General features: G+C 63.9%; 15 protein-coding genes. 8 read left to right on the top strand and 7 right to left on the bottom strand.

Features of this window, described 5'->3' with window-relative positions:
• Nucleotides 1–58: 58 nt before the first annotated feature.
• From rsmH to K1X71_01405, 3 genes are all read left to right on the top strand, one after another.
• Entirely contained in the window at nt 59–952 is an 894-nt protein-coding gene (gene rsmH / locus K1X71_01415) for a 16S rRNA (cytosine(1402)-N(4))-methyltransferase RsmH (protein MBX7071779.1), read from the top strand.
• A 29-nt stretch (nt 953–981) separates the two neighbouring features.
• Nucleotides 982–2,613, top strand: coding sequence for a hypothetical protein (locus K1X71_01410; protein MBX7071778.1), 1,632 nt, complete (start codon nt 982–984; stop codon nt 2,611–2,613).
• An 851-nt stretch (nt 2,614–3,464) separates the two neighbouring features.
• Nucleotides 3,465–4,025, top strand: coding sequence for a heme-binding protein (locus tag K1X71_01405; GenBank protein MBX7071777.1), 561 nt, complete (start codon nt 3,465–3,467; stop codon nt 4,023–4,025).
• Here the strand turns inward: K1X71_01405 and K1X71_01400 are convergent.
• The 7 genes from K1X71_01400 to K1X71_01370 all read right to left on the bottom strand — a co-directional run bounded on the left by K1X71_01400 (nt 4,015) and on the right by K1X71_01370 (nt 11,177).
• Nucleotides 4,015–4,218, bottom strand: a complete 204-nt coding sequence (locus K1X71_01400; protein ID MBX7071776.1) for a hypothetical protein — start codon at nt 4,216–4,218, stop codon at nt 4,015–4,017. The genes K1X71_01405 and K1X71_01400 overlap by 11 nt on opposite strands.
• Nucleotides 4,219–5,054: 836 nt before the next feature.
• Entirely contained in the window at nt 5,055–5,699 is a 645-nt protein-coding gene (locus tag K1X71_01395; GenBank protein MBX7071775.1) for a hypothetical protein, read from the bottom strand.
• Nucleotides 5,700–5,731: 32 nt separating this feature from the next.
• Nucleotides 5,732–7,297 carry an AMP-binding protein gene (locus tag K1X71_01390; GenBank protein MBX7071774.1) on the bottom strand — a complete coding sequence of 522 codons (1,566 nt, stop codon included), beginning with the start codon at nt 7,295–7,297 and terminating at the stop codon, nt 5,732–5,734.
• 28 nt (nt 7,298–7,325) lie between these two features.
• Nucleotides 7,326–8,111, bottom strand: coding sequence for an enoyl-CoA hydratase/isomerase family protein (locus tag K1X71_01385; GenBank protein ID MBX7071773.1), 786 nt, complete (start codon nt 8,109–8,111; stop codon nt 7,326–7,328).
• Nucleotides 8,112–8,249: 138 nt separating this feature from the next.
• Entirely contained in the window at nt 8,250–8,609 is a 360-nt protein-coding gene (locus K1X71_01380; protein MBX7071772.1) for a DUF3037 domain-containing protein, read from the bottom strand.
• Nucleotides 8,606–9,976, bottom strand: a complete 1,371-nt coding sequence (locus tag K1X71_01375; GenBank protein MBX7071771.1) for a DUF1446 domain-containing protein — start codon at nt 9,974–9,976, stop codon at nt 8,606–8,608. The genes K1X71_01380 and K1X71_01375 overlap by 4 nt, the downstream gene beginning before the upstream one ends.
• 118 nt (nt 9,977–10,094) lie before the next feature.
• A complete protein-coding gene (locus tag K1X71_01370) occupies nt 10,095–11,177 on the bottom strand; it encodes a formylglycine-generating enzyme family protein (GenBank protein MBX7071770.1) in 1,083 nt (360 codons plus the stop codon).
• 1,102 nt (nt 11,178–12,279) lie between these two features.
• Here K1X71_01370 and K1X71_01365 point away from each other — a divergent pair.
• The 5 genes from K1X71_01365 to K1X71_01345 form a co-directional block, all read left to right on the top strand.
• The gene (locus tag K1X71_01365) at nt 12,280–13,443 is read left to right on the top strand and encodes a DegT/DnrJ/EryC1/StrS family aminotransferase (protein ID MBX7071769.1); all 1,164 of its coding nucleotides are present in this window, start codon (nt 12,280–12,282) and stop codon (nt 13,441–13,443) included.
• Nucleotides 13,440–14,453, top strand: a complete 1,014-nt coding sequence (locus K1X71_01360; GenBank protein MBX7071768.1) for an NAD-dependent epimerase/dehydratase family protein — start codon at nt 13,440–13,442, stop codon at nt 14,451–14,453. Before K1X71_01365 ends, K1X71_01360 begins: the two co-directional genes overlap by 4 nt.
• 1 nt (nt 14,454) lies before the next feature.
• A complete protein-coding gene (locus tag K1X71_01355; protein ID MBX7071767.1) occupies nt 14,455–15,447 on the top strand; it encodes a hypothetical protein in 993 nt (330 codons plus the stop codon).
• Between the two features lie 148 nt (nt 15,448–15,595).
• Nucleotides 15,596–16,612 carry a glycosyltransferase gene (locus K1X71_01350; protein MBX7071766.1) on the top strand — a complete coding sequence of 339 codons (1,017 nt, stop codon included), beginning with the start codon at nt 15,596–15,598 and terminating at the stop codon, nt 16,610–16,612.
• Between the two features lie 251 nt (nt 16,613–16,863).
• A partial coding sequence (locus tag K1X71_01345) for an SDR family NAD(P)-dependent oxidoreductase (protein ID MBX7071765.1) occupies nt 16,864–26,404 on the top strand: 9,541 nt, incomplete at its 3' end.

Genomic DNA, 26,404 nt, shown 5'->3' with positions numbered 1-26,404 from the left:
GGAACAAGTGCAATTCTCAGCTCCCGCTGCTCCCTGGTAAGATCGGCGTCCCGTCCCGATGTCGACTTCGCAATCGCAACACGTTTCTGTCCTCACGGCCGAGGTGCTTACGCAGCTCGAGCTCGCCCCCGGACAAATCGTGCTCGATGGCACGCTCGGCGGCGGTGGACATGCCCGCGCCATCCTCGAGCGGATCGGACCCTCCGGTTTGCTCGTGGCGTTCGACCGCGATCCCGCGGCAATCGAACGCGCCGCAAGCTGGTCGGCGGGCATGCCGGTGCGGTTCTGTCAGACCAACTTTTGCGATGCGCCGGAGGCGCTTGACCAACTCAACATCGATCGGCTCGACGGAGTAATCCTCGATCTCGGACTCTCCAGCGACCAGCTTGCCGACCGCGAGCGAGGCTTCAGTTTTCAAAGCGAAGGACCGCTTGATTTGAGATTCAATCCCCACGAAGGCGAGCCCGCCTCGCGCCTGGTGAATCGGCTGAGCGAGGCCCACCTGGCCGATCTCATCTATCACTATGGCGAGGACCGCCTCAGCCGCCGTATCGCCCGCGAGATCGTCGCCGCGCGCCGCGCGCGCCCCATCGAAACCGCCGCCGAACTGGCCGACGTGGTGCGCCGCGCCGTCCCGCGCTCGCGCGATAGCGAGCGCATCGACCCCGCCACCCGCACCTTCCAGGCCTTGCGCATCGCCGTCAACGAAGAACTCAAATCGCTGGAAATCGCCCTGCGCCGTCTGCCAGACCGGCTGCGGCCGGGCGGGCGCCTGGCCATCATCAGCTTTCATTCGCTGGAAGATCGCCGCGTGAAGGAAGCATTTCGCGACGATCCGCGCTTAGCTGTCATCACCAAAAAACCGCTGCGTCCCGCCGACGACGAACTGGCGCGAAACCCCCGCGCCCGTAGCGCCAAGCTGCGCGTCGCGAGTCGCCGCGCCACCGACTAAACTCACCCCGCCACGAAAGCGAGTTCGCCATGATGGATCACGGCCGTCTCGACACAACTTCCGCCACACTGCTCGCCGATGAGCCGGTCGCCTTGCCGCGCCGCTCTCGCCGCTCGCTCGCCCGCGAAATTCGCGCCGGCGTCAGCTTCATTGGTTGCCTCGTGCTGATCTTCTGCGGCGTCCTTTGGTTTCGGGTCCGCGTCGATCAGGCCCGCGCCGCCAAACTCAAAAAAGAACGCGAGGCCGTGGTCGCCAAGGCGCCCGCCAAGGCGCCCGCCAAGACGCCGGCCGCTTCCGAACTAACCACCAAGCTCGCCGCCGCGCCCGCCAGCAGCGAGCCGCATCGCAAGTCGCCCTGGAAAACCAACACCTCGCCGCCTTCCGCCAATTCCGTAGCGGACAATCCCTTCACCAAGTCGCCGCGACAACCATCGCTCGCAGGCGAACTGCCGCCAGTCGTCACGCCCCCCGCCAATGTCGCGCCGGCCGATCAATTCGCCGCCGATCCTTTGGGCGCTGAGCCCGCCGCTAAATCTTCGATCACCAGCGAGCCCACTGTCGTCGCGCCGGCCGAAGCCCCCTTTGAGCCTTTCCCCGCCGATTCTGTCCCGCCCGCCGACAGTCAACTGGCGACGCTCCCCAATCCGCCTGCGGACGACTCGCCTGGCGCTGCCGCGCCGGGGAAGACGCCGCTCTTCGTGCCGCCAGCCATCGCCTCGTCCGCTCCGGCCAAGATCTACTCCACGCCGCCGCCGCTCGAATCGCTGGCCGCAGTGCCGGCGCGCTCGAATGTCGAAGTTCCCGCCTCGGACTCAGGCACGCCCCCCTTGCCAACCGGCCCCCTGCGCCTCGAACCGCCCGCCGATGACGGTCGCTCCTGGCGCGCCGAGCCACCGGCCAGCGCGTCCGATCTTGCCACCGCGCCAACTAATAGCTCAGCGCCGGCGAACATCGCCGCGCCAAACAACACAGCGCCAACAAACACAGCGCCGGCCAACTTCCCCGATCCGCTCGAACCACTAGGCGACGTCGCCAGCCGCCCCTCGCGCCGCCGACTTCCTCCGCCACCGATCGACGACCAGCCGTTGCCGCAGGTCGCGGCGCCGCCACCGCTGGCCGGCGCACAGCCGCCAGCGGGCACGCCGTTTGTCGACTCGCAGCGTAACGACGCGCCCCTGCCGGCATCGGCGCCGGCTTTCGCCGCGCCGTCTCCGCCGTTGTCCGCGCCGTCGCAATCCTTCGCTCCGTCGCCACAACCGTCAGCAGCAACACAGCCGCTGGCCACATCGCAGCCTCGCGCCGCCGCCAATCCGCAGCCCGAGCCAACCGGCGTCGCTCCTGGCGCGTTTCGGCCCGAAGACCACTCCTACACGGTCGGCGCCAACGAAAATTATTGGGTTATCTCCAAGCGCCTCTACGGCACCGGCGGCTACTTCAAGGCGCTGTACGAGCACAATCGCCAGCGCTATCCCAGCCCCAGCCGGTTGCAGGCGGGCGACGTCATCTCGGCCCCCCCCGCGCACGTGCTCGAACAAACCTATCCACAGTTGTGTCCACAGTCGTCCGCGCAACAGGCAACGCACGCGGCGCCAGCCGGCAACAGCGCCAGCGGCGTCGGCGCCGTGCCGTCGCTCAATTGGCAACCCAACAGCAACCCCTGACGCAGTAAACACACTGCCCCCCTTACCTCCTGCTCCCCTATCCCCTGCTCCAATTCTCTCCTGCTCAATCTCCTCCCCCTCTGCGCCTTGGCGTCTCTGCGGTTCCATCTTCCTCCCTCGCCCCGCATGTGCGGGGAGAGGGCAAGGCCGACAGGCCGCGGGTGAGGGGATTCCCCAATCCCAAGGCCGCCATTGCGGCCGCCGCAAACCACTCTCCTGCTCAATCTCCTTCGCCCCTCGCGACTTGGCGACGTTGCGTTTCTTCTTCCCCCCTCGCCCCGCATGTGCGGGGAGAGGGCAAGGCCGACAGGCCGCGGGTGAGGGGATTCCCCAATCCCAAGGCCGCAATCGCGGCCGCCGCAAACAACTCTCCTGCTCAATCTCCTTCGCCCTCGCGCCGTTGCGCCTCTGCGGTTCCTTCTTCCTCCCTCGCCCCGCATGTGCGGGGAGAGGGCAAGGCCGACAGGCCGCGGGTGAGGGGATTCCCCAATCCCAAGGCCGCAATCGCGGCCGCCGCAAACAACTCTCCTGCTCAATCTCCTCCTCCCCCGCGCCGTTGCGTCTCTGCGGTTCCATCTTCCTCCCTCGCCCCGCATGTGCGGGGAGAGGGCAAGGCCGACAGGCCGCGGGTGAGGGGATTCCCCAATCCCAAGGCCGCAATCGCGGCCGCCGCAAACAACTCCTCTGCTCAATCTCCTCCTCCGCACCATTGCGACTTCGCGTTGTTTCTTCGTCCCCTCCCATCAGTCACTATCTACTTTCCCTCCCTCGCCGCCCCTGCGAGAATCGTCACGTCGTCGCGGCGCCTACGGCATCACCTGCCGCGATTCATCTCACCCGCGGAGGTCGTCATGTCGCGTGCTCACTGGCTGCTCTTTGCGCTCATCGTCTCGCTCGTCGCCATGCCGTCCGCGACCGCGCAAACAAAATCGGCCGCGCAGACAGAATCCCCCGCGCCGCTGGTGACCACCGGCCGCACGCTGCTCCATCTCGCCGGCGCCGAAACCATCCTCGACGCCGCCAAACAAAAGGCCGCCGAGATGAAGCTCAAGCTCAACATCGCCATCGTCGACGACGGAGGGCATTTGCTCGCCTTCGCCCGCATGGATGGCGCCCGGCCGGCCAGCGGCGCCACCGCGCTCACCAAGGCGGTCTCGGCCGCCACCTTCCGCCAGCCGACCGGCACGCTGCCGGCAGGTGGCGAGCCCAACGTACACCTGAGTCTCGCCATTCAGCACGCGGCGCTGGCCAGCGGCGCCAAGATCACCACCCTCAAAGGAGGCGTGCCAATCGTCGTCGCCGATCAGGTCATCGGCGCCGTCGGCATCGGCGGTGGCACGGGCGAGCAAGATGCCGAGGTCGCCAAAGCGGCCATCCAAGTGCTGCTCGATCGGCTGGCGGCTAAACCGTAACGCCCGCCCCCACCTGCCGCGCCACCCAGCACCAGACCAGCGGGCCAAAGACCAGCGCGCAGTGCAGCCCGTCGTTCAAACCCTGTTCGACCATCCGCCCGCACAGCGGCGACTTGGCCACGATCAGCGCTCGCGCGGCGCCGAGCAGCCCCCAAGAGGCTAGGTTCCAGAGGGTTGCTTGCGGCGTGCCCATGCGTCGGCTCCCGGTGCGATTTCGGCGTTTGACCAGTTACGTCAATCGCTGATACGCCGCCGAGGGGCCGGTCTGACAGGGCGGAACGGCAATTCGAAATGAATCCGAACTTCGATTCCAAATAATCGCCTGAGGCACTTGACATTCACAAAAAAGTCGTCACGCTTACGGAGCAAGCTAAGCGACTCTAGCGTGTGAGCTACGTAACCTGGTTAGCAATCGCTACTTGCGTACCAAAAAAAAGCCGCACTCGCTGAAGCCTGGAAAACTCGCGAGTGACGGCTAGTTGTTGAGAGGCCGATGCACGGTGGCACGTCCCCCTGCCGTTCATCTTGCATCGGCGTTTTCGTTTGTCAACCAGAACGCAGGGAGAGGATGTGTACGGATGAACGACCTCGATTCTGTAATCATTGAACAGTACCTTCGATTTGACACACCAGCCGATGCAATTGTTGCTGACCCCGCGCTCGCGAGCGCTTTCGCCAAGGAGGTGAACGCTGCATCGGGCGCAGAACCACCTTCGAGTATCGCATCGGTTAGCAAACGGCTCCTTAACCTCCGTAGGAAGGGTGAGGAGAAAGGTGGACTACCGCGACTGCGCCGGCGGTACTGTGGTCGTGGCGATAATGCTTCAGACACCTACGCGATGTGATCCAGTGGCCCGCACATTGTCGATTTGCAATGGATGGAGCATTTCCCCGCTTCGGCGTGGTCTTGCTCCTCCTATTAAAATCACGGACGTGCCCTGAAATATGTCCCCTCGTCTCGGCGCTGAATCCGCGTCAAGGCCGCAACAGCGGCGCGTTTCGCGCAAACGAACTAGCGAACGCGTCCATTCACCCTCGATGCCACATCAACCGTTCCCAATTCAGACTCAACTGTTTCACGGGCCGGCCGGCGGCAGCTTGCTCAACGAGTCGCTGCGAATCAATCGCGCCGCGATCAAAGCTCAGCCACAGAAGCGGATGACCTTCGCCAGCGCGCAACGACGCCTGTGGCGGCTCGCCAAAATCCACCGTAATCGCGCCAAAGTGCGAGTCGTTGCTTACCAATAAGATTTGATCCAATAGCGACAGTTCCAGCGGCGGCGATCGTAGTGACGAGGCGCCGAATAGTCTCCGCAACCAGGAGCCTTCTTCGACGCGCAAAACCTCGACCGCGGCGCGCGGCCGAACATCGCCGACGACACTCAGTTGCTCAATCACCGTGGCAACCAACTCACGCCACTCGCTTTCCCAAGCGTCTTCGGCCTCCTCGTTCTCGGCCTCGTACAACTCCGTGAAGCCGGCCTCGATGAAACATTGATCCGCGTCGATCGGCCCCGGCCACAGCGCCATGAACACTTCCCGCCACTCGATCGCAGGCGGAATCAATTCGACGGGCAGCATGTCCCAATAGATCGTCTTGATTTGCCACTGCATGCTGCCGGCCCGTTTCTCGTACATGCCCCCCCTCTGCGTCTCCGCGCCTCGGCGGTTCAATTCCTTCTTCCCTAGCCACCAGCCACCGACCACTAGCCACTTTCCCTCAGCATTCTCCGCTTGATCTTGCCGCTCGCCGTCTTCGGCAGTTCCGTCACAAACTCGATCTGCCGCGGATACTTGTACCCCGCGATCCGCGACTTGACGAACTCCTGAATCTCCGCCGCCAACCGCTCGCTAGCCGCGTGCCCCTCGCGCAGCACGATCACCCCCTTCACCACCGAGCCGCGCACTCGATCGTCGGCCGCCACCGCCGCCGCTTCCAGCACCGCCGGATGTTCGAGCAAGCAGCTCTCCACCTCGAACGGCGAAATGCGATACCCGCTCGCCTTGATTACGTCGTCGTTGCGCCCCTGAAACCAATACCGCCCCGCCGCGTCGCGCGTCAGCACGTCGCCCGAGTAGTACCACGGCCCGCGAAAAATCTCCGCCGTCTGCGCCGGCTTGTTCCAATACTCCTTCATCATGCCGGGGTGCGAATCGCGCCGCACGCACAACACGCCGGACTCCCCCACGCCCACCTCGCGCAGGTCGTCGTCCAACAGCCGAATCTCGCAGTCCGGCCCCGGCCTGCCGCAACTGCCGGGCACAACCTCCTCCCCCACGCGGTTGAAGCAATACACCATGCACTCGCTCATGCCGATGCCGTCCAGCGGCGCAAACCCCAGCCGCGCCTGCACCGCCGCCAACGTATCGGGCGGCAACGGTTCTCCCGCGCTCACGCCATGCCGCAGCGAACGCAAATTCGCCGCGTCAATCGCCGAGTCGGCGATCAACATGCGATAGATCGTCGGCGTTCCCACAAAATTGGTGATGCCATATCGCGCGATCAAATCGAACCACGCCCCGGCGCGAAATCGCCCGTCGGTTGGGTGATACAGCACAATCGACACCCCGGCCCGCATCGCGTACAGAAAGGTCGAGGCCACCGGCAGCAGCCAGCCCAACTCGGCAGGGCAGGCCACCACGTCGTCGTCGCGGTAGTCGTGCCACAGCCGAATCAACGCTTCGTAAGAGATTGGGTACCGCTGCAAATGCACTACCCCTTTGGGGTCGCCGGTGGTGCCGCTGGTATAAGCGATGAAGGCCAAGTCGTCGTCGGCCGTGTCGGCCGCTTCAAATCGCGGCGCCGCGCCGTCGAGCAACGTCCAAAAGTCGAGCGCGCCCGCCGCGCCGTCCGCCCCATCCACCGTAATCAAGTGTCGTAGCGCCGGGCACGCCGCGCGCGATTCGACAATCGCCGCCGCCAGCGCGCCGGTGGTGACCACCGCCACCGCGCCCGAGTCGCGCAGGCGATACTCCACCTCGCTTTGCCGAAACTGCGTGCTCGACGGAATGAACACGCCCCCCAGCTTCGCCACTCCCAGCGCCGCAATGTAGAACTCCGGCAGGTTCGGCAACCGCAGCAGCACGCGGTCGCCCCGCGTCACACCCAGCGCGGCCAGCGCCGCGGCGCAGCGGTTGGAAAGCTCGTCCATCTCGGCGTAGGTGAACTGCCGCCGCTGGCCCGCCGAGTTCTCCCAATACAGGCACACACGGTCGCCGCGCCCCGCATCGACATGCCCGCTGGTCAGCGCCGCCCCCAGGTTGTATCGCATCTTGCCCTCCGGTCGCGCGCTGCGCGCATCACTCCCAATTCGGCTCGCGCTTCTCGCGAAACGCCTTCAACCCTTCGACGGCCGCCTCGGTGGTCCGCGACGACGCGCTCATCGCCGCGCCGCTGGTGAGTTGCCGCAGCATCTCCTCTCCGATCGTCTCGTTCAACATCTTTTTGTTGAGCTGTAGCGCCGTCGGCGCGCACTTGGCGCAGTGCGCCGCCAATTCCTTCGCCCGCGCCCAGCACCAATGCTGGTCCACCAGTTCGTGATAGATGTTCAAGTGATGCGCCCGCTCGGCGCTAATCACCCCCGCCGTCGTCAGCAAAAACGCCGCCGGACCCGCCCCCACTCGAAACGACAACAAGGGCGCCACCGCCGCCGCGGCAATCCCCCGCATCGGCTCGGGCAATCCAAATCGCGCCTCGTGCGCCGCCACCACTATATCGCACGCCAGCACCAGTCCCGCGCCCCCCGCCATCGCCGGACCATTGACCGCCGCGATCAGCGGCTTGGGAAAGCGCAACATCTTTTCCAGCAGGTCGCGATACGCCAGCGAGTCGGTTTCCCACTGGGTCCGCGCGCTCGGTAGCTGCGCCGTCTCATGCATCTCCACCAGGTCGAGCCCCGCGCAAAACGCGGTCCCCGCGCCGGTGATGATCACCGCCCGCACGCGGCGCTCCAGGTGTAAATCTTCGATCGCCTGATCGAGCTCAGCGACCAACTCGCGGCTCAGCGCGTTGCGCTTGTCGGCGCGGTTGAGCAGAATGGTTCCCGCCTCGTCGTGAACCTGTACCTTGACCAGTGGTTCGCTCATGGGGTGTTCCCGGCTACGGATTCGTGGCTGTATTCTGGCGCCTCTCTCAGTCGCCGTATGCCAGAGCGCGCACGTCCAAAGAGCCGGATGTAGCCAGGCGCGCTTCCGCCTTGCGCCTATTGCCCACACAGCCAGCGATCAACCGTCCCCTCGACGCATCGCGGCTGCATTATCGGCTGCCGGCAACTCAATTTCCATGAGCGCCGTGCTCAAGAGCTTGCCCTGCGTGTCGATCCGCAGCGATTGGCTCGCCCCGCCCCCCAAGGCGTCGTACAGCAAGAAGTTGAACGCCCCGATCCCCGCCAACTCAAAACGCTCCACCCGCGTCACCCCCAGCCCTGCGAAATACGCGCCCACCCGCTCGGCCGTTAGCTCCCTCCGCAAGTAAGCAAACCCCGCCGGCGTGTAGGCGATCACGCCCACGTTGGCGTGGTTCCCCTTGTCGCCGCTGCGGGCGTGCGCGATCTCGGCCAGTCGAATCGTCTTCGCCGCGCTCATGGCTGGCTCCACTGTTGGGCCGTGGCCACGCGCGTCTCGGCCGCGATCAAGCGCTTCGGCACGAGCGTCGGCCAATAGGCAAACACCGGCCGCACGCTCGCCCGGCCCGCCGCGTAACCCGCCAGGCCCGCCGGCCCCGCCGTAATTAAAGGCGCTAGTTCCTTGGTGAATCGCTCCACCGCCTCGCGCCGCCGGTCTTGCACGCTCACCCGCAGCACCACCTCCACAAGATCAGCCGGCGGCCGATTCAAACCCGGCACGCCTTCTCCCGCGCCTAGGCACTCCACCAGTTGCCGGTCGTACTCAAAGCCCGCCGCGCGCAGCTTTTCAAACACAATCCGGCCACACTCCCGCGCCTTCGCCACGCAGTCGCGCCCGTAGACCAGCAGCGTCCCCGACGCCGTGAAACCGGCCCGATACGCCAGCGACACCTTATAACTCTCTGGCGCCGCGCGTCCTCGCCCGCCGCGCACCCGCGCCCGGTCGACGCCATCGGCCGATACTTCGACGCCGGTGAAATCGACATCGACATCCGGCGTCAAATAATGCGTCGGGTCGCCGATCTCGTACACCAGTTGCTCGCACACCGTCTCGCGGTTCACCACGCCGCCGCTCCCGACCGGCTTGGTGATCTGGCACGCGCCGTCGTCGGCCAGCACCGCGATCGGGTAGCCCACGCGTCCCAGTTCAATCCCTTGCCAGTGCGGATAAAAGCCGCCGGTCGCCTGCGCGCCGCACTCGATGATATGCCCCGCCACGCTCGCCCCGGCCAGCCGATCCCAATCGTCCCACCGCCAGCCAAATTCATGCACTGCCGACGCCACCGTCAGCGAGGCGTCGGCCACGCGGCCCGTGATGACCAGCCGCGCGCCGCCAGCCAGGCAATCGACAATCGGTCGCGCCCCCAGATAGGCGTTGGCGCTCACCGGTTGCTGCTGTTGGCTCAGCGGCGCGCCCGTGTCAAGGTTGGTGAACGCGCAGCCCGCCGATTGCAACTCGGCCAGGCGCGGCAAGATGTCGTCGCCGGTCACCACGCCAATCGGCGTCTCGCCCAATCCCGCCTCGGCCAGCAGCCTGCCCGCCGCCGCCGCGCACGCCGCCGGGTTCATCCCGCCGGCGTTGGTCACGATCTTCAGGTTCGGTTGCGACGCCAGCGCCGGCACAAGACTCCCCAGCACCTCCAAAAAATCCCCCGCGTAGCCCGCCGCCGGGTTCTTCTCGCGCACTCGGGCAAGAATCGACAGCGTCAGCTCGGCCAGATATTCGAGCGTCAGATAGTCTAGCCCGCCCGCCTCGGCCAACTGCCGCGGCGCGTCGAGATTGTCCCCCAAAAATCCAGCGGCGTTGCCAATGCGTATCGACTTCAAAATGCGGCCGTGCCTTCGCTGCTCGCGCCATGTCGGCGAGATGAAACCCGCGCCCCGCCCCGCGCCGCATTATGCCCCCCGCGGCCGCAAGAAACCAAGGGGGCGCACAGTGCGCGGGCTAAGGTGCTCGCCGCCGCCGGCGTCCTAGCGCCACGAAGATTATCGCCATGCCGCTGGCGGCATAGATCAGCGCCGCCGGCTCGGGGACGGTTGCCACACGGAACCCGAAACTGCGGCCCTCGGTCGTCGGGTTTTCGTAGTTCCGGATCGAGGACTGCAAGTAGAATGCGTAGCTGCTCCACGAACCACCACGCAAACCCCGATACGACCCGCTGATCAACGCTTCGTTCCACTCCCACACGTTGCCACCCTGATCGTAGGTGCCGGAGGGGCTTATCGCGGAACTGTACGCTTTCGCATCGGTCAAATAGTTCTGAGTGCTGCTGTAGCCCGTGGAACCCGTAACGGCATAACCAGTGATGGGGTCAAAGAAATTGCCGCTGTTGGCGCCGCCGGCGGGCGCCTGCGAGATCGGCTCGCTGTTGGTGCCGGTCGGATAGAGCCAGTAATTGTCCGCGTCACCCCCTTGCGCGGCCGGCTCATAATAGGCCGCCTTGTACCACTCGCTTTCGCTGGGAATGAACCACGTGGCACCCGCATTGCGCGATACGGCGTTCAAGGCTGCTCGAGTGACGGCGCCATTCAGTGTGTACGCGCCGGTCTCGGTCGTGCCCGGCCCTTGGGCACCCGTCGGCTGGCCGTTGTTCAGCCAGTTCGAGAATCTGGCCGCGTCGCCCCAACTCACATTGGTCACCGGCTTGTTGGCTGAGCCGATGACGCTGTAAGTGTAACTGCCCGACGAACCCGTGCGCGCGATGCCGGCGATATTGAGGTCCGTGCCCATCGACGTGTTGTAGAGGGCGTAGGTGTCGGTGGCAGCGACCGCATTGAGAAAGTCGGTGTACTGACCGACCGTCACCTCGGTCGTGCCGATGCGGTAGGCGTAGCCGACCGAGCCGAATAGAAGATTCGTGGGATTGGTCTGCGTCCAGAGTTGGTCGGGCGCGTTGCCCGGGTTGCCGACCGGCACGGTGGGAATCGTCACGGCGAGGGCGGGGGCGACGAAGCCCGCGACGAACAGAACAGCGAGCGCAAGAGCTGCGGGCATCGAGAAAAGGCCGCGCGTTGGATTTCGAGACATCAGCGTTTCCTTTCGATCTGGCCCAAGGGGCAAATAGCCGCTTGAGGCGCCGCCAGCCAGCACAACGATAACCTTGCGAGCGACACTTTAATGCCACGCGCTCCATTGTGTCGAACATCCACACAAATTCCGTGGAAATTCTCCTGAACAGCCCCAGTTCGCTCCGGGGGCGAGTCGAGCAACGATGCTTTGGATTTCTCGACGGCGACCGTCTGCCGGGACGCGACGGATTTCCTAAGTGCCCGCCAGCACATGATTGGATGCAGTCGATGGCAAACCGCAGTGCATGCGACGGCTCGGGCGTAATACTGGTGTTGATGTGGCACCTCCGCGCCTCGGCGGTTTTCTTTCTCCGCGCCACGAATCGCTACCGCATTCCGAAAACTCCGAAAACCCTTTCGCCTCTCCCGAGCGTGCATCACAGCGCAAGCCGTGGCATACCAACCACTTCAAAAAACAGAATCGCGATTCGCATTCGTTGTCGGACAGGCGTTTTCGGAGTTCACCCCCCCTGTTTTCATGTTTTCGTTGCAAATCATTTCCGCCGCCCCCTGCGGCCCTACACGCGGCCACACAGGCCGCCTCACCTGCTCCACTGCTCACCTGATCTCCTTCTCTACTGCTCCCCTGCTCAATCTCATCCCCCCTCTGCGTCTCCGCGTCTCTGCGGTTCCTCCCCTCTTCCGCCTCGCCCCCACGCAGCGAAGCGCAGCAGGCGCCAGAGGCAGCGACCGCAGGTCGCGGTGAGGGGGGCATTTTTCTACTCACCTCCCCCGTCGCTCGTCCCTCTCCCGCCCCTAGTTTGTGCAAAAAATCGCCTTGCAGTTCCTCCCTCAATCAAATACTGTACATCTGTTCCCGTCGCGCGCTTTGTGAACGGCGTTTGTCAGCGACGAGAACAACCCGCGGCTACTTCACTAGTCATTGACCCCCGGAGCAAATCAATCGAGCAAAACCCCTTGTGCTCCATCGCGCGCAAAGGCATTGCATCGCCGATCCTTGTCGCCCCAGGTGTGCCGAGAAGGGTTCCACCTAGTCGCCGGCGCCGCCGGGCGACTAGGCCCCCCAACTCGCGGGCGGCAGCGGCGCGGCGTACACTGCCATGAATGCGGCAATTGGCCGCATTGCTCCGTGCCCGATTGGCGCCGTGTGCTTGCCTATGATCCCGTTTCACAACCTCCGTCCGCTCGCCGAGCGGCTTGCGCCCCAGTTGCAGGCAGCCAGCCAGCGCGTGCTGGCCAGTGGCTGGTACGTGCTAGGGCCAGAAGTCGAAGCGTTTGAACACGCCTGGGCAAATTACCTCGGCGTCTCGCATGCGGTGGGTGTGGCCAACGGCACCGACGCCATCGAACTGGCGTTGCGCGCCGCCGATATCGGACCCGGCGACGAGGTCATTACCGTGGCGCATACGGCGGTCGCCACCGTTTGCGGCATCGAACGCGCCGGCGCGCGACCGGTGTTGGTCGATATCGACGCCGCGACCTATACCATGGACCCGGCGGCCGCCGCGGCCGCCATCACCCCCCGCACCCGCGCGATCTTGCCGGTCCATTTATATGGTCAACCCGCCGACATGACCGCGCTCACCGCGCTGGCCGACCGGCACGATCTGACGCTGATCGAAGATTGCGCGCAGGCGCACGGCGCCCGCTGGCGCGATCGGCCGGTGGGCACGTTCGGCGACCTGGCGACCTTCAGCTTTTACCCCACCAAGAACCTGTCCGCCGCCGGAGACGCTGGCGCCGTGGTCACCAACTACGCGCCCACGGCCCAGCGCTTGCGGCAACTGCGCAGCTATGGGCAAGTCAATCGCGATTCGTCGGCGCGGCGCGGCGTCAACAGCCGGCTCGACGAACTGCAAGCGGCGATCTTGCTCGCCAAGCTTCCTTATCTCGACCAGCACAACAGTGAGCGGCGCGAACTCGCGGCCGAGTACGACGCCTTACTGCGCGACGCCGTCAGCACCCCGCACGTCGCCGCCGACGCGCGGCACGTCTATCATCTCTATGTCGTCCGCTCGCCAGAGCGCGATCGACTGCGCGACGAGCTTGCCCGCCAAGGCATCGGCACGCTCGTCCACTATCCGCTCCCTGCGCATCTGCAACCTGCCTACGCCGATCTGGGTTATGAATCTGGATCGCTGCCGGTCACGGAACTAGCCGCTCGCGAGATACTCTCGCTGCCGCTCTATATCGGCCTTTCCCCCGGGCAACTCGAAACGGTGGCGACCGCCGTCCGCTCCACGCTGGCGGAGGCCTTGCCATGACGACCGCCGCCGCGCCGGTTGGCGCCACTGCCACGTTCGACGGCGCGCGGGTGATGATCACCGGCGGCATGGGCTTTCTCGGCAGTAACTTGGCCATTGCCTTGATTGAACGCGGCGCGCAGGTCACCATCGTCGACGCCATGATCCCTGGCTACGGCGGCAACTTGTTCAACATCCATCCCATCCGCGACCGCGTCACCGTCAACTACTCCGACATTCGCGACGCCAACGTGATGAACCACCTGGTCCGCGGCCAGGACTTTGTTTTCCATTTGGCAGGGCAGGTCGATCACATCTTGAGTCTGACCGATCCCTTTCCCGATATCGATATCAACGTCAAAGGCACAGCCGTCGTGATGGAGGCCTGCCGGCGCCACAATCCGACCGCGCGCGTTGTTTACACCGGCACGCGCGGCCAATATGGCAAGCCCGCTCAGCTACCGGTCCCCGAGACCGCGCCCACCATGCCGCTCGGCATTTACGAAATCACCAATCTGGCGGCGGAAAAGATCGTCGAAGCCTACCACCTGGTGTTTGGCGTGCGCTCCTGTCTGCTGCGCATCACCAACACCTATGGTCCGCGAGCACAGATGCAACACTCGCGCTATGGCGTGGTGAACTGGTTCATTCGCTTGGCGCTCGACGACGAAACCATTCCCGTCTTCGGCAATGGCATGATCCAGCGCGACTTTTTATATGTCGATGATTGCGTCGAGGCGCTCTTGGCGTGCGCCACCAACGACGCCGCGCTGGGCCAAATCTTCAATGTCGGCGTCGATCGGCCCACCACCTTCCGCGATCTGGCCGAATCGATTGTCTCGGTCGCCGGATCGGGCCGCTGGAAGCTGGCCCCGTTCTCTGAGGAGCGCCGCGCGCAAGAACCCGGCGATTTCTATTCCGACATCAGCAAGATTCGCTCGCTCGTCGGCTGGTCGCCGCGCACGCCGCTGAGCGCAGGCGTCGCGCGCACGGTCGATTTCTATCGCGCCAGCCGCGAGCACTATTGGTAGCATGATTCAAACCACCAACGGACATTCCTCCATCAAGCTCGCGCCTTTGGCGCCGCTGCTCGACGACGCGCGACGGTTTCTCGTCGAGCATCTGCCGTGGAGCCCGCTCGACTTTGTGCCCGGCATTTCGCGCCGCGGCGATCGTGCGATCCATGCCGAAGAACTGACGCGCCCGCTCGACGAGGCGCATGACTTTCGTTTTCGGGCCACGCTCGCCGATGGCGCGGTGATCGGCCTGTTTGCTCAAATGTTGCCGTGGGACACCGAATTCTTTGGCTATGGCGTCGCCAAACTGGACGGCGTGTTTCCGTTGGAAGCGCCGACCTTTCGCCCCCGCTTGCAATACGCCGCGGCCCTCGAACGCCTCTTGCACAAGCTGTCGCATGCCGGCGCGCGCTACGTCTGGTCGGCCGTCGACCCGCGCGATCTGGCGCTGCTGCGCGCGCTAGGCGAGGTTGGTTTTTCACTCATCGAAACTCGCTACTTTCAACACGGCCCGGTGCGCGTGCCAGAAGCGTACGAGCGGCAAGCCATTCGGCAGGCCACTCCGGCCGACGTGCCCAGCTTGGCGCAAGCCGCCCGACAAACCGTCAACCCGTACGATCGCTTTCACGCCGATCCCTTTCTCGACGAGCATGCGGTCGGCGCCTTGATGGAGAAGTGGGTCGAGCAGTCGGTCGCTGGCCGCATGGCCGATCTGGTGCTTGTCCCCGATGTCGCCGCGCCCGGCGCCTTCGTCACCTATCGCTACCATCGCGATCGCTGGTCGCGCTGGGGACTCAATCTAGTGCAAGGCTTGTTGTCGGCCGTCAGCCCCGAATTCATGGGCTGGATGGGCAAGCTCGGCCCCGAGGTCAACGCGCGGCTGCGCTCGGTCGGCGCCGAGTATTCATATGGCAGCACGCAGGTCACCAATCGCTCGATTATCTGGTTCGCGCAGGAGGCGGGAGCCAATTACGGTAAATGTGAGCATATTTTTCGAATTATCCTTTAATTGCGAATTCGCGATATTTTCGCGCGCGACATTGCCCGGTTTTCCGCCGCCGGTGGCTGACCCACTAGCAGGCGGCAGTTACGATGATGGCAGCGCTCATCGGCGCTCGCTCGCCGCGCTGGCTCTGAATGCTCCAGGTCGACTCCGCATGCGACTGATCTCCGTCGTCGTTCCCGTTTATCACAACGCCGCCAGTTTGCGCGATCTCGTTGTGCGCTTGGACGAACTGGCCCGCTCGCAGCCCGAGGAGTTTGAATATGTCTTTGTCGACGACGGCTCGCGCGACGATTCGTACCAGGTGATGGAAGAACTGGCGCGCGCCAATCCGCGCGTTCGCGCCGTCAAGCTCGCGCGCAACTTTGGTTCCAACGCCGCCTCGTCCGCCGGCATCTTTTGCGCTCGCGGCGACGCCGTCGTGGCCATCTCGGCCGACCTGCAGGATCCGCCCGAGTTGATCGGCGAAATGCTCGAACGTTGGCGCGCCGGCTACAAGGTGGTGCTCGCCGCGCGCGCCAGTCGCAAGGACCCCTGGCTCACCACCGTCACCGCCAATCTCTCCTGGAAATTCCTGCGCCGCATGGCGATCCCTTCCATGCCGCCGGGCGGTTGCGATTTTTGTCTGCTCGATCGTCTGGTGCTTGACGTGCTGCGCGAGACTCACGAACCCAGCGCCGGGCTCGGCATGGTGCTGTGGACCGGCTTCGAGCCGGCGATCGTCCACTACCATCGTCAAGAGCGCGCGCAGCACTACGGCCGCTCGATGTGGAGCTGGTCCAAAAAGATCACGTATCTGATCGACACTTTTGTTTCCTTTTCGCATTTGCCAATTCGCGCCGCGTCGGTGCTGGGAGTCGCGCTCGCCACGCTCGGCTTCGCCTACGCCGCGCTGGTCACTTTCTCCGTCATCTTCCTCAATGCTCGCTACGTGCATTCGTGGGCGTCCGTGATGGTCGCCATCTTGGTGGTCGGCGGAGCGCAATTGCTCATGATTGGGCTCTTGGGCGAATACATGGTTCGCACGCTTGAGGCAGCGCGCCGGCGACCGCCGTTCGTCATTGAACGCGTCTTTCAAGTCGATGCGGCCGACGATCCGGCGCGCCACGAACGCCACGCCATCGCCGGCCCCATCGAACCGCGCGCCGTCGGCCGCGAAAATGTGGCATAACACCCCCGCCGGACGCTTCCTCCCTCTGAGAGGATCTGCCCATTTGAACACTGATTGCCTCCCGCTTACGATGGCCTAAGCGCATCGCTGCGGCGCCATGGCCCGGTCGACGTTGGGCTTTCCCTGGCGAGAATGGATTCCACTAGGCAAAGAGCGAGTTATTCCAACGCTCTGCTGGGCTATTTGGCATCGGCTTGTGTCAAGCAAGTGGATGCCGACGTTCCATCTCTTCCGCTCCTCCGTCAACGGCCATGACCGACTTGTACGAGCCCTGGCACGCTGCCTCGCTGGTCGAGATACTTCGCCACCGCGCGGAGCATCAAGGCGACCAGCTCGCCTACGCGTTTCTCGAAAACGGCGAGCGCCAGTCGCACACGCTCACCTATCGAGAGCTGGACCAGCGCGCGCGGGCCATTGCGGCTGAGCTTGTCTGCCGCATGTCGCCCGGCGATCGAGCGCTGCTGGTCTATCCGCAATGTCTGGAAGTCGTCTCGGCGTTCTTTGGCTGTCTGTACGCCGGTATGATCGCCGTGCCGATTCCGTTGCCAGAATCCTCGCGCGCCGAGCGCGCGCTGCGCCGCATTCAGGTCGTCGTCGAAGACGCCGAGGCCGCGGCCCTGCTCACGATTGAATCGTGCCAGCCTGTATTTCAATCCAACCAAGCAGCAGATAATCCCTTCCATAATCTCTCGTTGTTGGCGACTGACTGCATCGAGAGCGCGGACGCCAACCCTTGGCGTCCAGAGTCGATCAGCGCCGATCAACTGGCGTACTTTCAATACACGTCGGGCTCGACTTCTCATCCCAAAGGGGTCATGGTCGCCCATGACAACCTGATCCAGAATCTATACGGCATTCGTCTGGCAGGCGGATACGGCCCAAATTGCCGCACGGTCTCTTGGTTGCCGTACTTTCACGACTATGGATTGATTGAAGGCATCTTGCAGCCGCTATTCAGCGGCTTTCCTTGCTTCCTCATGGCGCCGCAGGCGTTTGTCCAGCGCCCTTTGCGATGGCTCCGCGCGATCGACAAATATCGCGGAACCCATGGTCAGGCGCCGTCATTCGCTTATGGTTTGTGCGCAGCGCGCGTGAAGCCGGACGACCTGGCGACTCTCGATCTCTCCAGTTGGCGCGCGGCAGGCAACGGTTCCGAACCGCTACGCTACGACTTGATTGAGCAGTTCTGCGAACGCTTCGCCCCATGCGGGTTTCGGCCAGAAGCCTTCGCTCCCGAATATGGATTGGCCGAAGGCACGCTCATTGCAACTTGCAAACCGATCGGCACAACGCCCGTTTCGATGGTCGTGGACCGCCACGCCCTGGACCAGCAAGGCCGCGCGGTGGTATCCCAGGAAGTCTCCAATACCAAGACCTTGGTCAGTTCGGGCCGCGCGCTGCACAACGTCGAACTGCGCATCGTTGATCCCGAGCACCGAACAGAACAAGACCTCGGCGAAGTAGGAGAAATCTGGCTCGCCGGTCCCGCGGTCACCCGCGGCTATTGGCGCAAGCCAGCCGACACAACCGAGAATTTTGCGGCCCGGCTCGCTGATACTGACCAAGGACCGTTCTTGCGAACGGGCGACCTGGGACTATTGGACGCCCAGGGAGACTTGTTTGTCACGGGCCGGCTGAAAGACCTGATCATTATCAACGGAGTGAATCACCATCCGCAGGACATCGAGTCCTCGGTGGAAAACTGTCACCCCGCCATACGCCTGGGCTGCGCCACGGCCTTCTCGGTCGAATGCGCCGGACAGGAACGCTTGGTCCTCCTGGCGGAGAGCGGCCACGACGAGCAGCAAGCTGGCGATATCTTCGAGGCCGTCCGCGCCGTCGTGGCCGACCAGCATTGGGTCGAGGTCTTCTCTATCCTGTTGCTCGCGCCTGGCACCATGCGCAAGACCACCAGCGGCAAGAAACAACGACAACTGTGCCGCGCCGATTACCTGGCCGATAGCCCTGAAATCGGACAAGTTCTGCACCGCTGGACTTTGGGAGAGGCTCCGCAAACTTCGCCTGATGTGAACGAGTTGCCGCCGCAGGCGGAACACCGCTTTGCGCCTTCCATTGCGGATGTCGTTCAATGGTTGCGAATCGCGATCGCGCGCGACTTTTTAACACCGCTCGATCAGGTTTTCGTTGACCGCTCCTTCACCAGCCTGGGCCTAGGCTCGGCGCACCTCATTGCGCTATCTGGTCAGTTGGAGGAGTGGCTCGGGCGCCCCATCTCGCCCACCTTGTTCTACGATTGCCCGAATATCACGGCGGTGGCGCGTCTCTTAGGCGCTCCGGAATCAAGCAGCACGCAACCGCCAGAGTCTTCAGCGGCACAGCCGGTGGCGCCATCGCAGTCGCTGCCCGACGATGCCATTGCTATCGTCGGCATCGCCTGCCGTTTTCCCGGCGCGAACTCGCCCGATGAGTTTTGGCAAAACATTCGCCAGGGCCTCGACAGTATCGGACCCATTCCGCCAGATCGCACTTCGACTGTCGACACCGGCAGCGCGCGCGGGGGGGGATTTGTCCGCGGCATCGATCAGTTTGACGCTTCCTTCTTCGAGATCACGCCGCACGAGGCCGATCGAATGGACCCCCAACAGCGTCTGCTGTTGGAAACCGCCTGGGAAGCGCTGGAGACCAGTGGGCTGGTCGCTCAAACCGAACTTCTCGGAGCAACGGGTGTCTTCATCGGGGCCAGCTCAAACGATTACTTGCAACTCTCTGCGTCGGCGGGCATCGTTGACGCCTTCACGGCGACCGGCAACTGTCTGTCGATCCTTGCGAACCGGCTGAGCTACTTCCTCAATCTGCGCGGCCCAAGTCTGACCATCGACACCGCCTGCTCGTCGTCGCTTGTGGCCTGTCACCTCGCGGCGCAAAGCCTCCGCCAGAGGGAATGCCGATTGGCGCTGGTGGGGGGCGTCAATCTGCTGCTCGCCGAGCCATTGCAGCAATCGCTCGAAGATGCCGGTATGCTGTCGCCGGATGGCGCCTGCAAGGCCTTTGACGACCGCGCCAATGGCTATGTCCGCGGCGAAGGCATCGGCGTTGTCGTCTTGCGGCCATTGGCCGACGCCCTCCGCGATCGCAATGACGTCTATGCCGTTATTCGCGGCAGCGCGATCAATCAAGACGGACGCACCAACGGCCTCACCGCGCCCAGCGCCACTAGCCAAGCAGAACTACTGGCCCGCGCCTATCAAACCGCAGGCATCGCGCCGCACACAGTTGGTTTGTTCGAAGCGCATGGCACAGGCACCGCATTGGGCGACCCCATTGAACTGGAAGGCCTTGGCCGCGTCATGCAGCCGAGTGCCTCGCGACAGACATGCGCCATCGGATCGCTGAAATCCAACATCGGACACTTGGAGGCGGCCGCCGGCCTTGCCGGGGTGATCAAGATCGCGCTGGCGCTGCGGCATCGCGAATTGCCGCCGACGCTCCATTTCAGTTCGCCAAATCGTTTTATCTCATTCGAGTCGACGCCGTTCTATGTGAACGAGCGCTTGCGCGACTGGACAGCGTCGGACGACCACCAGCGCAGAGCCGCCGTAAGCTCGTTTGGCTTTGGCGGCGCCAACGCGCACGTCGTCCTGGAAGAAGGCCCACTGGCCGCCTCACGTGCCTCACATTCCGGATCAGATCGCAACGTGTTGCGGCTATCCGCTCGCACCCCTGCCGCGCTTCAGCAATTAGCTGAGCGATTTGCGGAGTATTTGAAGACCACCGATCAGCGCTTGGACGACATTTGCTACACGACGCTGCGCGGCCGCCAGCACTTCGCGGAGCAAGTCCTGCTGACCGCCAAGTCGCGCGCGGAATTGATTGGCAAACTGGCGGCGGTCGCCGCCAGTCAAGCGTCCGTCACACGGGAGAGGGTCGACGAAGTCGCGCAAATTGCTGAATATGAACGACGCGGATGCAGGCTGGTTCCACTTCCGACCTATCCGTTTGAACGACGCCACCACTGGCTGCCAGCCGTCGTCGATTCAACCATTCGCCCACGCAATCCGCTCGGCGTCGAAGTGCCTGACTTGGATGGCTGGCTTCACTCGGTTCGCTGGCAGGCGAGCGAATCGCAGTCACAGCGCGCCTTGCCATCTGGCCGATGGTTGGTCGTCGCCAAGTCCCCAGAACTTGCCATTGAGTTGGCCAGCCAATTACGGCCGCACGTCTCGTTTGCGGACATCGCCATCCTGGGCTCAGACGACGCAAACACGATCGGCGCATTTCTGACTTCTAGCGACCGCGCCGGCCTGATTGTGGCTCTGCCCGAGCCACACGTTGTATCGACAAGCGACGATTTCTCGCTGCTGACGTCGTTTTACGAACTGGCGCGCCGCGTCTCGTCGGCTGGCGAGCAACCGCTGGAGGTGTGGCTTGTCACGGCCGGCGCCATGGCAACCAGCGCGCGGGAATCGGCAAATCCCGCGCTGGCGGCGCTCTGGGGTTTCTGCCGCGCGTGGTCTCACGAGCACTTTCATTTGAACATCCGCCTGCGCGACTTCACGGCGAGCGACACAGCCGCGGCGGATTTTGCGGGCCGAGTGACAAAAGAACTGCAAACAGTTGCCAGTCACGCGGAAATCGCCCTGCGCGGTCCCTTGCGACTCGCGCCAACATTGACGCCGGCCAGCGAAGCAATGACAAGAACTTCGCTCGATCTGAACGGCGCATCGCTCGTCACTGGCGGCCTCGGCGCTATCGGCTTCGAAATCTGCCGCCACCTCATTCGGCTTGGCGGCGCGCCGTTGGCGATCATCGGCCGCACCCCAGTCGATCGCTTGGATGGGCGCCGCCGGCAGCGACTGGCCGAACTCCGCAAGCTTGGCGGCGCCGTCGAGTATCTGGCCGCCGATGTCGCGGACCGTCATCAGTTGGAGCAAGCGCTGGATGACGCGCGCCAGAAGCTGGGCGCCTTGCGGGGAGTCTTCCATTGCGCCGGCGTGCTACACGACCACTGGTTGGTCAACAAATCAATCGACGACTTCCAGCAAGTCGTTCTCGCCAAGGCCCGCGGCGCAGCGCTTCTCGACGAACTCACTCGGCGCGACCCATTGCAACATTTTGTGCTGTTCTCCTCGGTCAGCGCGTGGTTCGGTATTCCCGGCCAAACTGATTACGCGGCGGCAAACGCCTTTCTCGACGCCTTGGCCCAGCGGCGCGCCACCGCCGGCCTGACGGCGCTCAGCATCGGCTGGACGGCATGGGCGGGCGACGGCATGGCAAAGCACGTTGTCGCAAGCGGCCTGCGCCAATTGTCGCCAGAAGCTGGCTGCGCGATCTTTGAGCAGACGCTGGCAGCCAATCAAGCGCATCTCTTGACGCTGAAATTCGACTCGCAGCGTCCCGATAAGCAACCGCCCCCGTTCACTCGATCGGACGAATCGCTGCTGCAACCGGCACCGGGCGCTGAACCGCGCGCTCCCCAAATCGATCGAGAACAGGTTCGGCGCGCCGTCGCGTGCGAAATCGGCGCCGTGGTGGGCATGGAAGCCGACCTAATCGCCACCGACGCCAACTTCATGGAATTGGGAATCAATTCCATTCTGGCAACCAAAATCGTGCAGCAATTGGAACAGCGTCTCGCCACACGATTGGAGCCGGTGCTGCTTTTCATGCAGCCGACGATCAATCGATTGTGCGACTATCTACGCGAGCATCATGCCGCGTCTCTCGCGCGACTGACCAAAGATGGCGCCGCCGCCCCAAAATCGCCAATTCAATCCAGCGACACACACACGCGCGAAGCATCGATTGATCCCTCAGTAGCCGCGCAACAGCACGCACAGTCAGAACATAACGACATCGCCATAGTGGCCATGTCGTTGCGGTTTCCCAATGCCGACACGCCGGAACAATTCTGGCGGAATCTACTAGCCGCCGACGACGCAGTTGGTCGACTTCCGTCATCGCGCGAGTCGCTATCCGGGTATTCCAGCGAACTGGCCCCCGCCGGATTCTTGCGTGATGTCGCCGGATTCGACGCCGAATTCTTCGGCATCGCCCCTCGCGAAGCCCGTCTCATGGACCCGCAGCAGCGGTTGCTGCTGGAGGTGGTTTGGGAACTCTTTGAACGCGCGGGCTACCGACCGTCCGATCCGCGCTGCAGCAAGACAGGTGTCTTCGTCGGCGCCTCCGTAAGCGAATATCTCCAACTCTGCGAGCGATTCGGTCTCGCCGCCGATCCTCATCGCGGAGCAGGCAACTCCCTGGCCATGCTCGCCAATCGCGTGTCGTATCTTTTCGACTTCCGTGGCCCCAGTCACGTGATCGACACCGCCTGTTCCTCGTCGCTAGTGGCCGTTCATCAGGCGTGTCGTGGCCTCCTCGCTGGCGATGCTCGATTGGCGGTCGCGGCGGGCGCCAACCTCATTCTGCTCGACGACACCACTCGGTTGCTTGCCACCGCCGGCATGCTGTCGCCAAACGGTCGGTGCGCCACATTCGATCACCATGCAAACGGCTACGTCCGCGGCGAAGGGGTAGCCGCGGTGTTGCTCAAACGACTGGACGACGCCCTGGCGGACGGCGATCAGGTGCTGGCTGTCATCAAGGGTTCGGCGGTCAATCACGATGGACATGGAAAGGCAGGGTTAACCGCCCCCAACTTTGAGGCACAGCGCGAACTATTGTTGGCCGCGTACGATTGCGCGAAGGTCGATCCGGCAACCATCGGATTGGTGGAAGCGCACGGCACAGGCACCGCGCTAGGCGATCCCATCGAGTTGCATGCGCTGAATGCCGTGATCGGCCCCCATCGTTCGCCAGAATCGTGCGCCATCGGATCGGTTAAGACCAATCTAGGGCATTTGGAGCCAGCGGCTGGCATCGCTGGCCTGATCAAGGCGGCGCTGAGCTTGCAACACAGCGAGATTCCCCCATCGCTCCACTGCGAATCTCCCAACCAACGGTTCCCTTGGGAGGCGTCTCCGTTCTATGTGGCCACGCGTCCGCGTCCCTGGACCGACGCGATTCGCCGAGCCGCTATCAGCTCATTCGGTTTTGGCGGCGCCAATGCGCACGCAGTGTTGGAGAACGCCCCGAGCAGAAATATTGGCTCGCCAAGGCGAGACGCGTATGTCTTGACGCTCTCGGCCCACAACGATCGCGCGCTGGAGCGACTAACCGCATGCTATCGCAATTGGATCTGCTCGACGAGCGATCCCTCGCTAGCTGACGCCTGTTTCACCTCGAACGTTGGTCGAACGGCCTGGGAACATCGCCTCGCGATCGTAGCCAGTTCGCGCGATCAACTCGCCGATCAACTTCGACAACTTGAATCCTGGCCGCGGAAAAACCACTGGCCAAGTCGCTTGATCAATACCGGCGACCAGGATGGCGACAACCAGACTCTGATTTCGAGACTTGTCGAACTGCTGCCGCGGCTTTCACAACCGCTGCGAGCGCGACTCTCGCAAGTTGTAAACAGCGGGGATCGCCCGCGACTCGATGAACTGCTCAATCATCCGGCAACGCCCGGACCGGCAACGGTCGACGATTGGACCGAATTCTGCGCGGTGCTGGCCTGTCTGTTCGCTGCCGGCGCCAACATCGACTGGTCGCAAGTTCATCGCGATGACGATCTGCGGCGCGTCGTCCTCCCCACCTATCCCTTTGAGCGCGAACCGTACTGGGTGAATCAGATTGCATTAACCCCTCCCAGCAAGCCGGTTACGTTGGCCGCTGCGTCCGCCGACACTTCGCGTCAAGGCGCTACTTCGATCAAGCAGCCCAGCGAATTGGTCGAAGTCCTCGTTCGGGAATTCGCGACGATTACCGAACGAGCGCCACAGTCGATCGATCCCCGACGGCCACTTGTAGAGCTAGGCGTCGATTCGATCCTCGCTGCTCGCTTCGCCACGCGCCTGAGCGAATGGTCAACAAAACCAATTCCGCCCACCTTGATCTACGAATGCGTCTCCCTGTCGCGGCTGGCGCAAGCTTTGGCGAGCGATTGGCAGGTGTCCCCGGTCGAGCAGTTCGCGTCCTCGCCGGCCCCATCCTCCACTTTGACCAGTCTGCCAACCGAGCAAATTGTTCCGATCGCAGCGCACGACCAACGCAACGGCGATCAGGCCGATTCGACTCCTGAACTAATTGCCGTCATCGGAATCGCCGGTCGATTTGGCGCCTGCGACACGGTGGGCGAGTTTTGGCGCGCAATCCGCGACGGCCGAAATTTAGTCGTCGACGCAATGTCGACTCTGAATTTGCATGATCGGTATTCGACCGACCGCCATGCGCGCGGCACGACTTATTCGCGCTCGGCCGCACTGTTGGAACGCATTGATGAGTTCGACGCCGAATACTTTCATCTGACGCCGCGCGAAGCGGCGCAGATCGACCCCCAGCAACGGTTGCTGATCGAAGCGGCCCACGACGCGCTGACTGATGCGGGCTATGCCGGCGAGCAAAGGAATGGCGCCGCAGTTGGCGTGTTTGTCGGCGCCATGGCGAGCGAGTACCTACCCGCGCTTGTGAGTCAGCCAGAAGGCGTCGATAGCTACGCGGCTACGGGCAACGCGCTGTCGATGCTTGCCAATCGGTTGTCGTATCAGTTTTCGCTCACAGGACCATCTTTGGCGCTCGATACGGCTTGCAGTTCATCGCTTGTAGCAGTGCATCTGGCAGTCGAGAGTCTGCGTCGTGGCGAATGCGAAATGGCGCTTGCCGGCGGCAGCCAAGTCGGTCTGACAGCCGCGCATTTCGAGTTGATGTGTCGACTGGGCGCTTTGTCGCCTACGGGGCGCTGTGCCACTTTCAGCAATCGCGCCGATGGCTACGCGCTCGGCGAAGGGGTGGGCATGCTCGTATTGAAGCGGCTGTCCAAGGCGCATGCCGATGGCGATCAAGTCTACGCGCTGATCCGCGGCAGCGCCGTGAATCATGGCGGTCAGGCCGCCGGAGTCACCGTCCCCAATTCTTCGGCTCAAGCCGCCGTCATCCGCAGCGCCTATCAGTCCGCGCGGCTTCCGGCGTCGGGCGTCGATCTGATTGAGGCGCACGGCACCGGCACGGCGCTGGGCGACCCAATCGAGGTAGAAGGGCTTCGCCAGGTTTTCGATCTTCAACGGCAATCGTGCGCGATTGGCTCAGTGAAGTCGAATGTTGGTCACTTGGAACCGGCGGCCGGCATCGCAGGCATGATTAAGGCGATACTGGCGCTGCATCACGGCGAGTTGCCGCCGACGCTGCATTTCGATGTGCCCAATCGATTGCTCGAGTTTGAGGATTCGCCGTTTTTCGTCAACGACCGACTCCGCCCCTGGCCTCGGCGGGCCGAGCGGCCGCGCCGCGCCGGGGTCAGCGCCTTCGGCTTCGGCGGCACCAACGCGCATGTCGTGCTCGAGGAGGCCCCGCTCGCCACGCCCCTGGCCGACGCCAACGAACCACACCCCTTGTGCCTCTCGGCCCGCACCCCCCAAGCGCTGCGCCAACTGGCCCAGCGCTACGCCGACCATCTGGAGACCACCGACCAGCGGCTGGCCGACATCGGCCACACGGCGGCGACCGGCCGCTTCCACCTCGCCGAGCGACTGGCCCTGGTCGCCGCCACCCGCGCCGAAGCGGCAATGAAACTCCGCCGCTGGCTGGCCGGCGACGGCGCCGCCGTCGGCGACGACGCCAGCCAAATCGCCGCTGGCGTCGCCAGTGGGCGACGTCCCCGCCTGGCCTTCCTCTTCAGCGGACAGGGGGGAAGCCACGCCGGCATGGGAGAAGTCCTCTACCGCCGCGCCAAAATCTTCCGCCAGACCATCGACCGGGCCGACGCCGTCCTGCGCC

This window comes from Pirellulales bacterium, from assembly GCA_019694455.1.
Lineage (GTDB): Bacteria > Planctomycetota > Planctomycetia > Pirellulales > JAEUIK01 > JAIBBY01.
The sequence above is the reverse complement of the archived record's forward strand: the minus strand, read 5'-3'. Positions and strand labels throughout refer to the sequence as shown.

Coding starts and splice junctions, on each gene's coding strand:
- K1X71_01360 (MBX7071768.1), top strand. CDS start 13,440: ATGACGACCGCCGCCGCGCCGGTTGGCGCCACTGCCACGTTCGACGGC.
- rsmH (MBX7071779.1), top strand. CDS start 59: ATGTCGACTTCGCAATCGCAACACGTTTCTGTCCTCACGGCCGAGGTG.
- K1X71_01380 (MBX7071772.1), bottom strand. CDS start 8,609: ATGAGCGCGGCGAAGACGATTCGACTGGCCGAGATCGCGCACGCCCGC.
- K1X71_01405 (MBX7071777.1), top strand. CDS start 3,465: ATGTCGCGTGCTCACTGGCTGCTCTTTGCGCTCATCGTCTCGCTCGTC.
- K1X71_01390 (MBX7071774.1), bottom strand. CDS start 7,297: ATGCGATACAACCTGGGGGCGGCGCTGACCAGCGGGCATGTCGATGCG.
- K1X71_01370 (MBX7071770.1), bottom strand. CDS start 11,177: ATGTCTCGAAATCCAACGCGCGGCCTTTTCTCGATGCCCGCAGCTCTT.
- K1X71_01365 (MBX7071769.1), top strand. CDS start 12,280: ATGAATGCGGCAATTGGCCGCATTGCTCCGTGCCCGATTGGCGCCGTG.
- K1X71_01385 (MBX7071773.1), bottom strand. CDS start 8,111: ATGAGCGAACCACTGGTCAAGGTACAGGTTCACGACGAGGCGGGAACC.
- K1X71_01410 (MBX7071778.1), top strand. CDS start 982: ATGATGGATCACGGCCGTCTCGACACAACTTCCGCCACACTGCTCGCC.
- K1X71_01400 (MBX7071776.1), bottom strand. CDS start 4,218: ATGGGCACGCCGCAAGCAACCCTCTGGAACCTAGCCTCTTGGGGGCTG.
- K1X71_01350 (MBX7071766.1), top strand. CDS start 15,596: ATGCGACTGATCTCCGTCGTCGTTCCCGTTTATCACAACGCCGCCAGT.
- K1X71_01355 (MBX7071767.1), top strand. CDS start 14,455: ATGATTCAAACCACCAACGGACATTCCTCCATCAAGCTCGCGCCTTTG.